Here is a 14,858-nt window from a genome sequence, read left to right as displayed (position 1 = left end):
GGCTCCGAACCGGCTCCCGGGGGCCCCCGGCGCAGCTCAGAGCGTGGCCCTGGCCGCCTCCATCGCCTTGGTGATCCGCTTCTCCGAGACCGGCGAGGGCGTGCCCAGCGACTGCGCGAAGAAGCTGACCCGCAGCTCCTCGATCATCCAGCGGATCGCCCGCACCTCCGGGGACGGCTGCCGCCCGGCCGGCACGGCCGCCAGCAGCTCCCCGTAGGCCCGCTGGACCTGCTGCACCTTCAGCAGCTGCTGGGCGTCGCGCTGCGGGTGGTTGGGCAGCGCCTCCAGCCGGCGGTCCACCGCCAGCAGGTAGCGCTTGAGGTCCGGCAGCCGCTGCCAGCCGGTCTCGGCGACGAAGCCCGGGTGCACCAGCGAGGCCAGGTGCAGCCGGATGTCGTTCACCGCGTTCAGCAGCACCGGGCTGCTCACCGACTTCAGCCGGGTCGACGCCTTGTGGAAGGCGATCAGCGCGGTGGCCGTCTTCAGCGTGGTGTCCGCCGAGAGGTCGTACAGGTCGGCCCGGACCTTGTCGCGCAGCACGCCGAACGCCGCCTCGTCCCAGGCCGGACCGCCGGCCAGCGTCATCAGCCGGTCCGCGGCGCAGGCCACCACGTCCTCGAAGAGCGCCGGAACGGAGCCGTGCGGGTTGTACGACAGCGCCAGCTTGGCCTGGTTGCCCAGCCGGCCCTGGATCGACTTGGCGGGCGAGGTGGTGGAGAGCATCAGCAGCCGCCGGGTGCCCTCCCACATCGCCGCCTCCTGCGCCTCCGGGGTGTCGAACAGCCGGATGCCGACCGTCTCCCGCTCGTCCACCAGCGCCGGGTAGGCGCGCAGCGAGTGGCCGCGGGAGCGCTGCTCGAAGGTGCGCTGCAGCACCGGCAGGTCCTCCGGCCAGGCGGTCAGCCCGGACCGCTCGATGCCCCGGCCGGAGGCGGCCGAGGAGAGCGTCTCCTTCAGCTTCGGGTTGAGCCGCAGCCGGAGGTCCTCCAGGTCCTTGGACTCGGCGAGCTTCTTGCGGCCGTCCACCACCCGGAAGGTCACCTTGAGGTGCTCGGGGACGCGTTCCTCGTCCCAGGCCTCCGGGGGCACGGTCACCGCCGTCAGGCGCTTCAGGGCGTGCTCCAGGGCCGGCAGCAGCGGTTCCTGGCGCTCCTGGTGGCCCTTCAGCTCGCGCAGCGCGGCGCGGGCGTAGTCCGGGGCGGGCACGAAGTTGCGCCGCACCGCCTTCGGCAGCGCCTTGATCCAGGCGGTGACCAGCTCCTCGCGCAGACCGGGGATCTGCCAGTCGAAGCCCTCCGCGGTGACCTGGTTGAGCACCGGCAGCGGGATGTGCACGGTCACGCCGTCCGCGTCGCTGCCCGGCTCGAACTGGTAGGTGAGCTTGAAGCGGAGCGCACCCTGCTGCCAGTGGTCCGGGTAGTCGGCCTCGGCGACGCCGTCGGCGGCGTCGTTGATGAGCATCGACTTCTCGAAGTTGAGCAGGTCGGGCTGCTCCCGGCGGGCCTGCTTCCACCAGGAGTCGAAGTGCCGGGTGGAGACGACGTCGTCGGGCAGCCGGCCGTCGTAGAAGTCGAACAGGGTCTGGTCGTCGACCAGGATGTCCCGGCGGCGGGCCCGGTTCTCCAGCTCCTCGACCTCGCTGAGCAGCTTGCGGTTCTCGGCGAAGAAGCGGTGGTGGGTCTCCCAGTCGCCCTCGACCAGGGCGTTGCGGATGAACAGCTCGCGGCAGAGCTCCGGGTCGATCCGGCCGTAGTTGACCTTGCGCTGGGCGACCACCGGCACCCCGTAGAGGGTGACCTTCTCGAAGGCCATGACGGCCCCGGCCTTCTTCTCCCAGTGCGGCTCGCTGTAGCTGCGCTTCACCAGGTGGCCGGCCAGCGGCTCGACCCACTCCGGCTCGATCTTCGCGTTGATCCGGGCCCAGAGCCGGGAGGTCTCCACCAGCTCGGCGGACATCACCCAGCGCGGCGGCTTCTTGAACAGGCCGGAGCCGGGGAAGACCGCGAACCGGGCGCCGCGCGCGCCGCCGTACTCGCGCTTCTCCACGTCGTACAGGCCGAGGTGGGAGAGCAGGCCGGCCAGCAGCGACTGGTGGATCCGGTCGGCGTCCGGCTCGGCGTCGTCGTGCGCCTCCTCGATGGTGACGCCGAGCTGCTTGGCGACCGTGCGCAGCTGGGAGTAGATGTCCTGCCACTCCCGTATCCGCAGGTAGTTGAGGAACTCGGCCTTGCACATCCGGCGGAACGCGGAGGAGGACAGCTCGCGCTGCTGCTCGCGCACGTAGCGCCACATCGACAGGAAGGAGAGGAAGTCGGAGGTCTCCGAGGTGAACCGGCGGTGCCGTTCGTCGGCGGCCTGGCGCTTCTCGGCGGGGCGCTCGCGCGGATCCTGGATGGAGAGCGCCGCGGCGATCACCATGACGTCGCGCACGCAGCCGTTCTTGTCCGCCTCCAGCACCATCCGGGCCATCCGCGGGTCCACCGGGAGCTGGGCCAGCTTGCGGCCGAGCGGGGTGAGCCGCTTGCGGACGTCCTTCTCCTCCGGGTCGAGCGCGCCCAGCTCGTGCAGCAGGCTGATGCCGTCCTTGATGTTGCGGGAGTCCGGCGGGTCCAGGAACGGGAAGGCGGCGATGTCGCCGAGTCCGGCGGCGGTCATCTGGAGGATGACCGAGGCCAGGTTGGTGCGCAGGATCTCGGCGTCGGTGAACTCGGGGCGGGAGAGGAAGTCCTCCTCCGAGTAGAGCCGGATGCAGATGCCGTCCGAGGTGCGGCCGCAGCGGCCCTTGCGCTGGTTGGCGCTGGCCTGGCTGATCGCCTCGATCGGCAGCCGCTGGACCTTGGTGCGGTGGCTGTAGCGGGAGATCCGGGCGGTGCCCGGGTCGATCACGTACTTGATGCCGGGGACGGTGAGGCTGGTCTCGGCGACGTTGGTGGCCAGCACGATCCGGCGGGAGGAGGAGCGCTGGAAGACCTTGTGCTGCTCGGCGGAGCTCAGCCGGGCGTAGAGCGGCAGGATCTCGGTGCTCTTCAGCTTCAGCCTGGTGAGCGCGTCGGCGGTGTCGCGGATCTCGCGCTCCCCGGAGAGGAAGACCAGGATGTCGCCCGGGCCCTCGGCCTGGAGCTCCTCGGCGGCCTCGCAGATCGCCTGGATCTGGTCGCGGTCGCGGTCCGCCTCGTCGGCGTCGCCGTCCTCGCCGGCCTCGTCCACGACCGGGCGGTAGCGGACCTCGACCGGGTAGGTGCGGCCGGAGACCTCGACGATCGGGGCATCCTCGAAGTGCCGGGAGAACCGCTCCGGGTCGATGGTCGCCGAGGTGATGATCACCTTGAGGTCGGGGCGGCGGGGCAGCAGCTGTTTGAGGTAGCCGAGCAGGAAGTCGATGTTGAGGCTGCGCTCGTGCGCCTCGTCGATGATCAGGGTGTCGTACTGGCGCAGCTCGCGGTCGGTCTGGATCTCCGCGAGCAGGATGCCGTCGGTCATCAGCTTGACCAGGGTGTCCGGGCCGACCTGGTCGGTGAACCGGACCTTCCAGCCGACCGCCTCGCCGAGCGGGCTGCGCAGCTCCTCGGCGACCCGCTCGGCCACCGTACGGGCGGCGATCCGGCGGGGCTGGGTGTGGCCGACCAGACCGCGCACGCCGCGGCCCAGCTCCAGGCAGATCTTCGGGATCTGGGTGGTCTTGCCGGAGCCGGTCTCGCCCGCCACGATCACCACCTGGTGGTCGCGGACGGCTTCGAGGATCTCGTCCTTCTTCTGGCTGACCGGCAGCTCGGCGGGGTAGTCGACGGCGGGCACGGCGGCGCGGCGGCGCTCGACCAGCAGCTCGGCCCTGGCGACGTCGGCGGCGATCTCGGCGGCGATCTTCGCGCGCGCCTCGGGCTTGCGGACCCGGCGCGCGCCGTCCAGCCGGCGGCCGATCCGCACCTGGTCGCGCAGGGTCAGCTCGGGCAGGCGCGCGGCCAGCTCGCCGATGCCGGGCCCGTCGCTCCGGGCGGACTCGGCGGCGGACTGGACTGCGGGAGAACTCACGGCGGGCATCCCTCTAGGTTCGCAAGGAGATGCGGCGGAGCGCACCTCGGTTTTCGAGCGACTCCAGTGTCACAGGGGACGCCCGTCCGCTGCCAACGGCGGCCCGGGGTGCCGCGGTCACCGTCCGGATCGGCGCGGACGCGGTGCGTGCGGGAGGGGGGCTCCTACCGGGGGAGGGGGGCTCCTACCACCGGTGGAGGACGACCACCGGGAGGACGAGACCGATGGCGAGCACGGCGACCAGGCCCACCAGCTGGGAGGTCGGGAGGTCGAGGAACTTCTTCGGCGGGCGGACCCGGCCGGCGGGTTCGGTGTTCAGGTGCCACCAGTTGCGGACGCGGTACACCTGCTCCTCGAAGTCGGGGGAGGGGTGCGAGTGGTTCTGGACGAGCCCGGGCAGGAAGCGGCTGCGCCCGTCGGCGAAGTGGATCTGCAGGGTCCGGTACGTCCCGAACCGGGTCTCCTGCCGGTACACCTCCATCCACCGGACCTCGTGCCAGGGGTAGGTGCGGCCGCGCCGGGTGAAGGCCCCGTGGAAGGTGATCCCGGCGGGCCCCACCGTGCTCCACGACGCGCGGGCCGGCAGCCGGGGGAGGAGGAGGACCGGGAGGGCGCCGATCGCCCAGGAGAGGGGTGTCGTGCCGAAGTCGTGCACGACCCGGACGCCGGCGACGGCCACGGCGATCCCGGCCACGACGGCGAAAGGCCAGGACCAGTGGTACCGGTCCTTCGCGCGGAAGGTCAGTTCGTCCACGGCCGGCAGCCTACGCCCCGGGTGACCGGCCATCATCACCCGGGGCGCGCGGGACTGTTGGGGCGGGGGCCGGGGCGGTCCGCGGGAGGCGCGCTCAGGCCCGCAGCGCCCGGTCCACCAGGGCGCCGGCCGCGCCGGTGTACCCGGCCGGGTCGCACAGCGCGGCGATCTCCCGCGGGGTGAAGTGCCCGGCCAGCTCCGGCCGCTCGCCGAGCACCTCGGCCAGCGCCCGGCCCTCCCGGTCGGCGGTCAGCGAGACGTCGGTCAGCAGCCGTTTGGCCTCCGCCTTGCCCAGCTTCGGCGCCAGCCGCGCGGCGATCCGCTCGGAGACCAGCTGCCCGCCGGTGAGCTCCAGGTTGGCCCGCATCCGCTCCGGGCGGACCAGCAGGCCCTCGGCCAGCTCCGCCGAGGTGTGCGCGGCGCCGCCGGTCAGCCGCAGGCACTCGCGCAGCAGCAGCCACTCGGCGTGCCAGGCCCCGCCGGAGCGCTCGTCCTCGGTGACCAGGCACTGGGTCAGCCCGGCGGCCAGCACCGGCACCTGGAGGGCGGCGCTGCGCAGCAGGGTGGACAGCACCGGGTTGCGCTTGTGCGGCATCGCCGAGGAGGCGCCGCGCCCGGTCACGGCCGGTTCGGCCACCTCGCCGACCTCGGTGCGGGTCAGCGACTGCACGTCCACCGCGATCTTGCCGAGCGCCCCGGTGGTGAAGGCCAGCGCGGCGGCCAGGTCGGCCATCGGGGTGCGCAGCACGTGCCAGGGCAGCGCCGGGCGGGCCAGGCCGGTCTCCGCCGCGAAGGCCTCCGCCAGCCGGTCCAGGTAGTCGCCGGCCTCGACGTCCGGGTCCGGGCCGTCCAGCCGGGCGTACTCCAGGTAGCCCGCCAGGGTGCCGGCGGCGCCGCCGAGCGAGACCGGCAGTCCGTCCGCCAGGACGGCGGCGAGCCGGCGGTCGGCGTCCAGCACCAGCTGCCGCCAGCCGGCCGCCTTGAGGCCGAAGGTGGTGGGCACCGCCTGGAGCGCCAGGGTGCGGCCGGCCAGCAGGGTGTCACGGTGTTCGGCGGCCAGCGCGGCGAGCGCGCGGGCGGTGCGGTCCAGGTCGGCCCGGACCAGCCGCAGGGCCCGGGCGGCGACCAGCATCGCGCCGGTGTCCAGGACGTCCTGGCTGGTGGAACCGCGGTGCACGTACTCGGCGGCGGCCGGGTCCTCGGCGGCCACCACCCGGCTCAGCGCCTGCACCAGGCCGACCACCGGGTTGGCGGTCTCCCGGCAGGCCAGCGCGAGGGCGCGGACGTCGAAGTGCTCGGCCCGGGCGGCCCGGGTGATCGCGGCGGCCGCGGCGGGGGGCACGGTGCCCAGCCCGGCCTGGGCGCGGGCCAGCGCGGCCTCGGCGTCCAGCATGGCCTGGAGCCAGGCGCGGTCGGAGACGGCGGCCTCGACCGGGGTGCCGGCCCGGACCGGGGAGAGCAGTCCGGAGTCGGTGTCCGCCCCGGCCGGGTCGGGGTGCTGGTCGGTCATACGACGACGCCTCTCGGTTCGGTCTCGTCGGTCTCGTCGGTTCCGCCGGTCCGGGCGGGGCCGGGCCGGCCGGTGCCGCCGGTCCCGCCCGTGCCGCCGGTCCCGTGCAGCGGGAACGTCCCGGCGGCGCCGTCGGTGCCCTCGCCGCCGTCGCGCGGCGGCGGCACCGCGGGCCACTCGGGCGCGGGGGAGAGCGCCAGCACCGCGCGGGCGATGGCGTCGGAGTCGCCCAGGGTCACCGAGTCGACGCCGGGGCGGATGCCCGCGGCGGTGACCCAGTGCACGGACTCGGTCGGCACGCCGTACGCGAAGCGGCGCGGGTGCGCCCGGCCGCGCGCGTCCAGCAGCCGGTAGGGCCGCTCGGTGACGGCGAGTCCGCCGGTCTGGTAGCCGCCGTCGGACTCGCCGGGGATCCGGTAGGCGGCGCACTGCTCGGTGTCCAGCAGGTGGCGCAGCAGCGGGTCGTCGGTGCGGCGCAGGTCCGGCTCCGGCAGCCGGGCCTCGACCAGCACCGAGGCCCGGACCGGCGGGCCGGGGACGGTGGTGGAGTGCGCGGTGAACGCCGGGTCGACCGGGTCGATCCTGATCTCGGTGCCGGGGCCGAGCAGTTCCAGCACGCCGGCCTCGATCAGCGCGATCAGCTGCTCGATCCGTTCGGCCGGCGGGCCGATGGACAGGAACGCGTTCAGCGGGGTGTACCAGCCGTCCAGGTCGTCCCGGTAGGAGGCGCCCTCGATGCCGCTGTGGTCGACCGCCAGCCGGATCTCGTTGCGCAGGTCGCGCAGCACGTCCAGGGCGGCCTTCAGCGGGCCGCTGATGTTGCCCGCCCGGGCCTCGGCGACGTCCTGGCGCAGATGGCCGAGCAGCCAGTCGCGGAAGTCCGCGCGGTCGGCGAACTCCCGGCCTGCGTACGGGCGGGAGAGCCGCTCCCAGGACCACCGGCGGTCCGGCGGGACGTCGTACGCGTCCAGTACCGCGGCCGGGTCGGCGGCGGTCAGGAACCGGTCGGTGAACGCCTCACGCTCGGCGTCGCGGCCCCCGGCGGTGAGCAGCGCGCCGTAGTAGACGGCCTCCACCTCGCGGGAGACCAGCGGCCAGAGGTCGGCGGAGAAGCGCACCGACTCGCCCTTGCGGGTGCGTTCGCGCAGTTCGGCGACCACCTCGGTGGTGAGCAGCCGGGGCAGGTGGCGCCCGTGGGCGCCCTTCTCGTTCTCGCCGCGCGCGTGGTACGGGATGCCGCGCCGGGAGGTGGCGTAGAGCTTCGGCTCGGCGCCGGAGGGCCGGTAGACCAGGGTGCCCTCCACCCGTTCGAAGCGGCCGCCGCGGCCGAGCGTCAACAGCGCCATGTGGTCGAAGAAGTTGAGGCCGAGGCCGCGCAGCAGGACGCTCTGGCCGGGTCGGGCGGCGACGTGGACGTCGGCGGGGTTGGCGGGGGTGACGTAGTCGAGGTGGTGGATCCGGGCCAGGCCTGCGGTGCGCTCCTCGCGCGCGGTGAGCCGGGCGGGGACGTGGCCCTGGGCGAGCACGACGGCGTCCAGCCGGTTCAGCCGGGTGCCGTCCTCCAGCCGGACGCCCTGCGGGCCGCCGGGGAAGCCGTGCGCGTCGGCCATCGCGACCGCCCGGGAGCGGTGCACCCGGACGGTGACGGTGGGCGGTGCGGCGGCGACCACGGCCCGGAAGGCGTCGCGCAGGTAGTGCCCGTAGAAGGCGCGGGTCGGGTAGGTGTCCGGGCCGAGCGCGGCGGCCTCGGCCAGCGTCACGTCGTCGTGGCGGGCCGGGTGGTCCGGAGAACGGCCCTCCCGGGCAAGCGATCGGGCCCATTCGTACAGGCTCGGACCGGGTTCGACCGGGCCCTCGATGCGTACGCTGTCGTCGGTGTACACGGTGATCTGCGAGGCCACCGTGTTCATCAGGAGGTGCCGGGACTGGTCGGTGCGCCAGACCCGGCCGGGGCCGGGGAGCGCCGGATCCACCAGGTGCACCGTGACGGTGGCCCCGCCGGGCCCGGTTCGTTCGTTGGCGCAGAGTCTCTCCAGTACCGAGAGGCCGCGCGGACCGGCGCCGATGACGCAGATCTGGAGATGACGATCGATCATGCCCACAGGACGTCATCGTAGTTGTGTCGATCTGATGATGAAAAGGTACTAAGAGCAGCCGACCGCCCCCGCGCGACGCGGTACGTCCCGCCGCGCGGCTCATGGCCCGGCTCGGGCGCGCTTGATGTGAAGCGGACTTGAAGTCCTACGCTCGGCAGACGTCCGCCGGCCCAGGAGGGAAACGTTCCATGGCTGTTCAGCTCGATCACACGATCGTCCCGGCGCGGGACGAGGAGGAGACCGCCCGCTTCCTCGCCGAGGTCCTCGGCCTCCCCGCCCCGGTGCGCAGCGAGCCGTTCCTGGTCGTGCGGCTCGCCAACGGCGTCGCCCTGGACGTGATGCGGGTCGACGGCCCGGTTCCCACCGGGCACTACGCCTTCCTGGTCGGCGAGGAGGAGTTCGACGCCGTCCTCGGCCGGGTCCGGGAGCGCGGGCTCACCTACTGGGCCGACCCCTTCCACCGCCACCCCGGCCGGGTGAACGCCTGGCCCGGCGGCCGCGGCGCCTACTTCGAGGACCCGAGCGGCCACAATCTGGAGATCATGACCAGGGCCTCCGGCGACAGCCGCTGATCCGGTCCGCGGAGGCCCTGACCTCCCGTTCTGCCCGTTCGGCCGGTCCTCCCGGGCCGGCCGTCGGCGTTCCCGGCAACGGTCCGGGGCCGCCGTGGGCTCTGGTGGGGTGAGGAGGTGCTCATGGGAGCCAAGAAGGCCGAGCGGGACGCGGAGTTCAACGCGTTCGTGACCGGGGCCTGGCCACGTCTGATCCGGACGGCGTTCCTGCTGACCGGGGACCGCTACCTGGCGGAGGACGTGGTCCAGACCGCGCTGGAACGGACCTACGCCGCCTGGGGGAGGGTCACCCGGGCCGACGAGCCGTACGCCTACGTGCGCCGGATCGTGGTCAACGAGCACGCCCGCCGCTTCCGGCGCCGGGTGCCGGAGCAGTTGGTCACCGCCGTGCCGGAGCGCACCGGTCCGGACGGTTTCGCGCGGCTGGACGACCGGGCCGCCCTGCTGGCGGCCCTCGGCACGCTGCCGCCCGGACAGCGCCAGGCGGTGGTGCTGCGGTACTGGGAGGACCTGAGCGAGTCCCAGGCCGCCGCCGCGATGGGCTGCTCGGTCGGCACGGTCAAGAGCCAGGCGTCGAAGGGCATCGCCAAGCTGCGCGAGCTCTCCTCACTCATCAGCACGACGAGCATCGGAGGTGCGGCATGAACCACGACGGGACGCCCGCGGACGCGGCGGCCGAGGGCGGCGAGGAGGTGGCCCGGGCGCTGTCCGGGCTGGCGGGGACGGTCGAGAGCGGCCCGGCGCCGTACGAGGCCGTGCTGGCCGGCGGCCGGCGGAGGGTGGCCCGGCGGCGGACGTCGCTGGGCGCGGCGCTGGCGCTGGCCCTGGTCGCGGTGGCGGGGGGCGTCGCGGCGGTGCAGGGCGGGGTGGGCGGCGGAGCGGGCGGTCCGGCCGGCACCGCGGCGGTCACGGTCTCGACCGCCGGCGTCTCGGCGGTCCTGGTGCCGGGCGCCGCCCCGGGCGCCGCGGCCGCCCCGCAGCACGATCCCCGCGACCCCTTGGACCCGGCCCGGATCCAGGTGCTCTCCGGCACCGTGGACGGCAAGCCGTGGAGCGTCGTCGCGGCCCTGTGGCCGGCCCCGGGCGCGGAGCGGATCCACGAGCAGGCCCGGCTGATCTGGGCCGAGGACGCCTCGGCCGGCTACACCGGGGCGGCGCCGACCGCGGACTACGTCGACCAGTACGGGCGCCCGGACGCGGACCGCGTGGTCTTCTACTACGTCCTGGACGGCCGGCGGCTGGCGACTCCCGCCGACGCCCTGATCGCGCCGCCGGGCGGCCCGGCGGGCTTCGTGCACGCCCCCGGCGAGCAGTTCCCGAAGGTCTGGCTGGGCGCCCAGTCCAAGAACGGCGAGGCCGACCCGCTGTTCCACGTCCCCCGGGCCCAGGCCGGACTGATCGGCCCGGGCGTCGCCCGGGCCGAGATCCGGTGGCGCGACGGCGTCACCGCCGAGCCGGCCATCCTCGCGCTCGGCGACTCCGAGGCCCGCTGGATCGCCGTCGCCAAGCGCGGCATCCCGGCCGAACTGCGCCTCTACGCGGCCGACGGCTCGCTGATCGCCGCCGACGGGGGGTGGCTGGACAGCTGACCGCCCGGGACCGGGGCACGCCCGACCCGCCCGGCAGCCCGGGCGGAGGCCGGGCGGAGGCCGGGCGTGCCCCGGACACGCGGAAGGCCCCGGAGAGGATCTCTCCGGGGCCTTCCCGCCTTCTCAGGCACCTGTGGCCAGGGCCGGGGTCGAACCGGCGACCTTCCGCTTTTCAGGCCAAGCCGGGGCGTCGAGATGCCCCGTTTTGGGCGTTTCTGTCGTCCGTAGAAGGCTGCTGCCGGACGCCATCATTCCGGACGGTTGGCGTCAGCATTGGCGTCAACCGGCTAGGAGCTGTTCAAGGTTCGGATCATGTGGTTGAGGTCAGTGACTTCAACCACATGATCGATCCGCGGAGGTGCAGGCCTGCCGTGTAGCTCTCCGGGCTCTTGTCGTATCGAGTGGCCAGGCCGCGCCACGTCTTGATCTTCTGGAAGCACCGTTCGACGTGGTTGCGCCGCTTGTAGCGGTCGGGATCGAAGGTGACCGGCCGACCGCCCGCGGAGCCCTTCCGTTTCCGGTTGGCCGCCTGGTCCGCCCGCTCGGGGATCACCGCGGTGATCCCGCGTCTGCGCAGGTAGGCGCGGTTGGCCTTCGAAGAGTAGGCCTTGTCGGCGGTCACCGCGTCCGGCCGGGTGCGTGGCCGGCCCACCGGGCCGCGCACCCGGATCTTGTCGAGCACGGTCTGGAACTGCCGGCAGTCGGCCGCCTGGCCCGGGGTCAGCACGAACGCCAGTGGCAGGCCCGCGGAGTCGACAGCGGCATGGATCTTGCTGCTCAGCCCGCCCCGGGACCGGCCGAGTTCGGCTTTGGCGGCCCGGGCCTTGCGCCGACGGCGTGCCTGGGAACGAACCTGGTCGGGGTCGGACGTGTCGTCCGGTCCCGCTGCCTCGTCACCCTCAACACGGCCTTCTGCCGCGGCAGTGGAACCCCCTTTTCCTCGGTCAGGGCCTGTTCGAGCGCATCCAGGGTCTCGCCGGCGACCGCCAGCCCGGACGACTCGTGGTGGGCCCGCACGATCGTGGAGTCCACGCTGACCAGCGTCAGCCCGACCACCCCGCGCGAGGCAGCCTCCGCGATCAACTCGTCCATCAGGAGTTGGAAGAACCCGCTGGCCACCCAGCTCCGGAAGCGGGCGTACACGGTGCTCCACGCTCCGTAGCGCTCGGGGACGTCCCGCCAGCCGCTGCCGGTACGAAACCGCCACAACACCCCGTTGAACTGCTCCCGGACCCGCCGGGGCAGCGGCCCGGTGGCCGCCACCGGCACATGCGGTTCGATCAAGGCCCACTCGGCATCCGTCACGTCAAAACGCGCCACGACCCCGAGTTCTACCAGAGACGCCAGCCCGGAACTGGGTCACTGCGAGATCCGAACCTTCAACAGCTCCTAGTCCGCACTGCGCCAGCAAGGCGTTGCACTGGCTCGCCTTCCGCGATCTTCGTGTCGCCCTGTCCCTGGATCCCCAGCACCCGGGGTGCACGTTCTGCAACCTCCAACACAATCTCCGTGCGCCGACCCCAGCCCACGCACGAGAATCGTGCCGTGACCGACGACGTGCTGAACTCCCAGGATCAGGTTCTACTCCAGACCGTGTACGAGTTGATGGGACAGCGAGGATCCTGGCCGACCTTCACGGCCGTCGACCTCAAGGCCGACCGCGACCTCGGCATCGAGGACGCCCAGGCGGCCTTGGTCGCGATCAGCTCCCGCTACGTTGCCGATCCATGGCAGGCTCACGGCTATTCGGACCAGGACGAGGTACGGCTCACTCTCCGTGGAGTGGCAGCCTGCCAAGGCGGCCCGGGCGATCTGGCCCGACTGAGTGAGTTCGTCAAGTGGACCGTGGAGTTGGAGCAGAACAGCTCTGCTGATCCCGAGAAGGACCTCGTCGCCTCCAGCCTGGACTTCGCTGCACACCTGAAGCTGCCACTGAGCTCGGCCGGCGGGGACTCTGTTCCTCCGACCAGTGAAGTCACGCGCGCCCGTGAGCTGATGGGCCGCCTGTTCGTTCTTGCAGACCTGCTTCCACAGCTGTGGAGGGGGAGCAACAGGCAAATGGTCAGCCCTTGGCAGTGGCAGTTCAGCGTGAACCGGCGAGGTACTCGGCCGTACCGCAGTGTCCAGGGAGTCGAGGGGCTGCTCGCCTTCCTGGACGGGGAGAGCACCCACCGGCTGCCCGAGCCGCAAGTGCCCCACGCCGCCCCCAAGGCTGGAACTGATCATCCTGCACTGCCGGGAGCGGGGGACGGGGAGTTGGCCGTCCATCTGACGCTCCTCCGCCCGGAGGTGGTCGAAGTGTGCGCGCAGTTGCTGAGGGCGGACCGGTTTGACGACGCCATCTTCGCTGCCTTCCGGCGGCTCGAGCACGAGGTGCAGCAGAGGATCGGGAGTCCTGCCATCGGCAACGAGCTCGTCAGCTCCGCGTTCAAGGAGAGGAAGGACGGTATCCGCATCTCAGATCGAGAGCGAGACGCCGACCGCCTCTTCGAACTGTTTGCCGGGGCGATCGGGCTGTTCAAGGGGGACCGATCCCACAAGGACCGGCCCTTGCTGCCCTGCCGATCGCGCCGTGAGTGCCTGCGGATCCTCGCTCACGCGAGCTCGCTGCTCGACCTGCTGGACCGCGATGTCGATCGGGCACCCGCGGTTCGTGGGTACCGCCATGACCAGGGGACCACGCTCACGCTGTGGGTGGAGAGAGCTGGCAGCCAAGTGGAGGTGTGGCTGGACGAGAAGCGCAAGCTCGAAAAGACCAGTTTCCAGACGGGCACGTTGACCGTGGACGTCGCTGGCGTGCCAGCTGGTGAACACCGGATCCACCTGGTCGACGGGACTCGCCAAGGGCCCGCACACGTGGTGTGGATCACTCTCGCGCCCGGTCAGACGAACTGGTACCGGGTGGTGGAGGTGAACATTCCGCTGTTTGCCGATGAGTCCGGGCACCGCCAACTGGATCTGGGTGGCGTGCGGCTCGCGACTCTCGAAGCGGGCGTCCCGGGTGAGCGGATCTTGGCGACGCGCGAGACGTACCAAGTGGGTCACTACGTCTCCTGGCACTGGGCCGGCTCTGACCACGGGATCGGCAGCGCTTGGGTGCGCAACCGGCCAGGTGACCCCCTCCGCAGGCTGTGGGAAGACAACGGAGTCTTCGACGGTCAGCCGGTCGCCCCTGCTCACCCCGAGCGTCTGATGAAGATCAGCATCGAGCCGTCTCACCTCCTGCTGCGTGGCAAGGGCAAGACTCCACTGCGGGTGCTGGGTCACTTCACTGACGGCACCGCGACCTGGACCTCCCCCATCGATGACCCCCAGGTCGAGTCCAGCAACGAGAAGGTCGCTGTCTTCAAGGGTGGAGCCGTCTTCGCCAAGGGACCGGGAAGGAGCGTGCTCCGGTGCCTCCACGACGGTTGCACAGCAGAAGCGAGCTTGGAGATCGCCGCGCATCCGACCGGGACGGTCACGACCTTCCTCTCCGGACTTCCTCCTGTGGCTGGTGTCGCCTGGACCCCGAACGGACTGATGGTGAGCACGCGGGGGCAAGAACTGTGGCGGGTGGGTTCGGACGGTGTCTACCGCCTGGTTGCCGCAGTTCCCTCCCGTCTTCTGCGGAACCTGGGATCGGGTTCCATGGCTGCCCGAGCCGACGGAGAGCTCGCCCTCCGGCTTGTTGACCGTCCCGGAATTCTGGTGCTCCACCACAGCAGCGACTACGCCAGTAGCAAGCTGATCAGGCTCCCCGAAGGGCCGGCTGGCACGCCGATGGCATTCATCTGGGACGGCGACGATCTGATCGTGGCGATGTTCACAGGTGCTCTGAAGCGGGTGAAGATGGACGGCACTTCCACGCTGCTCGGGTCCGTGCCCGGCCAGCCCGTGGCCATGTCCTACGCGGGCGACGTGCTCCACGTGCTCTGCTCTCCCGGCCAGCACGGTCGGAACGTGCTCTGGGAGGTCCAGCTCGAGACGCCGGACAGTGATCCGCTGGACCTACTGGAAGGCCAGACGCTGGCGGGCTTGAACGGAGTGGCCTGGAGCAGTGAGGGGATCCTGCTGAGCGACTTCGCGAACGGTAAGTTGCTCCGCCTCACGGACGGGCGGGTGAGGACTCTGGCCGCCGGCCTCAGGAAGCCGAGCCAGCTCACGGTCGCAGACTCGGGTGACATCTACGTCGCGGAGTTCGGCGCAGGTGCGGTACGACGCGTCATGGCGTGATCGATTCCACCGCGAGGTCGTATTGGACGGCTCTGCGGCAGGACCGGCGAGCAGAGCGCAGCTCCGAGCCCGCCGGTCCTCGGATCGCACACG

The 14,858-nt window shown here is 72.3% G+C and carries 8 protein-coding genes and 1 pseudogene; 4 read left to right on the top strand and 5 right to left on the bottom strand.

Translation table 11 applies throughout. From position 1 onward, the window contains the following. Positions 1-36 precede the first annotated feature (36 nt). From hrpA to ACFXAM_RS09745, 4 genes are all read right to left on the bottom strand, one after another. The gene (hrpA, locus tag ACFXAM_RS09760) at positions 37-4,038 is read right to left on the bottom strand and encodes an ATP-dependent RNA helicase HrpA (protein WP_380289241.1); all 4,002 of its coding nucleotides are present in this window, start codon (positions 4,036-4,038) and stop codon (positions 37-39) included. 175 nt (positions 4,039-4,213) lie between these two features. After that, positions 4,214-4,783, bottom strand: coding sequence for a hypothetical protein (locus tag ACFXAM_RS09755; protein WP_380289239.1), 570 nt, complete (start codon positions 4,781-4,783; stop codon positions 4,214-4,216). Positions 4,784-4,877: 94 nt separating this feature from the next. Then, entirely contained in the window at positions 4,878-6,293 is a 1,416-nt protein-coding gene (gene pcaB, locus ACFXAM_RS09750; protein WP_380289236.1) for a 3-carboxy-cis,cis-muconate cycloisomerase, read from the bottom strand. Then, positions 6,290-8,389, bottom strand: coding sequence for an FAD/NAD(P)-binding protein (locus tag ACFXAM_RS09745; RefSeq protein ID WP_380289234.1), 2,100 nt, complete (start codon positions 8,387-8,389; stop codon positions 6,290-6,292). Before ACFXAM_RS09745 ends, pcaB begins: the two co-directional genes overlap by 4 nt. Positions 8,390-8,577: 188 nt before the next feature. Here ACFXAM_RS09745 and ACFXAM_RS09740 point away from each other — a divergent pair, with 188 nt between their 5' ends. The 3 genes from ACFXAM_RS09740 to ACFXAM_RS09730 all read left to right on the top strand — a co-directional run bounded on the left by ACFXAM_RS09740 (position 8,578) and on the right by ACFXAM_RS09730 (position 10,550). Then, entirely contained in the window at positions 8,578-8,961 is a 384-nt protein-coding gene (locus ACFXAM_RS09740; protein WP_380289232.1) for a VOC family protein, read from the top strand. Between the two features lie 123 nt (positions 8,962-9,084). Further along, complete coding sequence (locus ACFXAM_RS09735) at positions 9,085-9,606, top strand: SigE family RNA polymerase sigma factor (protein WP_380289230.1); 522 nt, start codon at positions 9,085-9,087, stop codon at positions 9,604-9,606. Further along, positions 9,603-10,550, top strand: coding sequence for a hypothetical protein (locus ACFXAM_RS09730; RefSeq protein ID WP_380289228.1), 948 nt, complete (start codon positions 9,603-9,605; stop codon positions 10,548-10,550). The genes ACFXAM_RS09735 and ACFXAM_RS09730 overlap by 4 nt, the downstream gene beginning before the upstream one ends. A 310-nt stretch (positions 10,551-10,860) precedes the next feature. On the opposite strand, the pseudogene ACFXAM_RS09725 reads toward ACFXAM_RS09730, so the two are convergent. Continuing rightward, positions 10,861-11,870, bottom strand: a pseudogene (locus tag ACFXAM_RS09725) (IS5 family transposase). 225 nt (positions 11,871-12,095) lie between these two features. On the opposite strand from ACFXAM_RS09725, the gene ACFXAM_RS09720 reads away from it, so the two are divergent. After that, the gene (locus ACFXAM_RS09720) at positions 12,096-14,765 is read left to right on the top strand and encodes a TIGR02391 family protein (protein ID WP_380289226.1); all 2,670 of its coding nucleotides are present in this window, start codon (positions 12,096-12,098) and stop codon (positions 14,763-14,765) included. Positions 14,766-14,858: the final 93 nt, after the last annotated feature.

Source organism: Kitasatospora sp. NPDC059462 (assembly GCF_042749955.1).
GTDB lineage: Bacteria > Actinomycetota > Actinomycetes > Streptomycetales > Streptomycetaceae > Kitasatospora.
This window is presented reverse-complemented; position numbering and strand designations above follow the sequence as displayed.

Bases quoted from the DNA above. Each gene is read 5' to 3' on its own strand.
- hrpA (WP_380289241.1), bottom strand. From the start codon at position 4,038: ATGCCCGCCGTGAGTTCTCCCGCAGTCCAGTCCGCCGCCGAGTCCGCC.
- pcaB (WP_380289236.1), bottom strand. From the start codon at position 6,293: ATGACCGACCAGCACCCCGACCCGGCCGGGGCGGACACCGACTCCGGA.
- ACFXAM_RS09745 (WP_380289234.1), bottom strand. From the start codon at position 8,389: ATGATCGATCGTCATCTCCAGATCTGCGTCATCGGCGCCGGTCCGCGC.
- ACFXAM_RS09740 (WP_380289232.1), top strand. From the start codon at position 8,578: ATGGCTGTTCAGCTCGATCACACGATCGTCCCGGCGCGGGACGAGGAG.
- ACFXAM_RS09735 (WP_380289230.1), top strand. From the start codon at position 9,085: ATGGGAGCCAAGAAGGCCGAGCGGGACGCGGAGTTCAACGCGTTCGTG.
- ACFXAM_RS09730 (WP_380289228.1), top strand. From the start codon at position 9,603: ATGAACCACGACGGGACGCCCGCGGACGCGGCGGCCGAGGGCGGCGAG.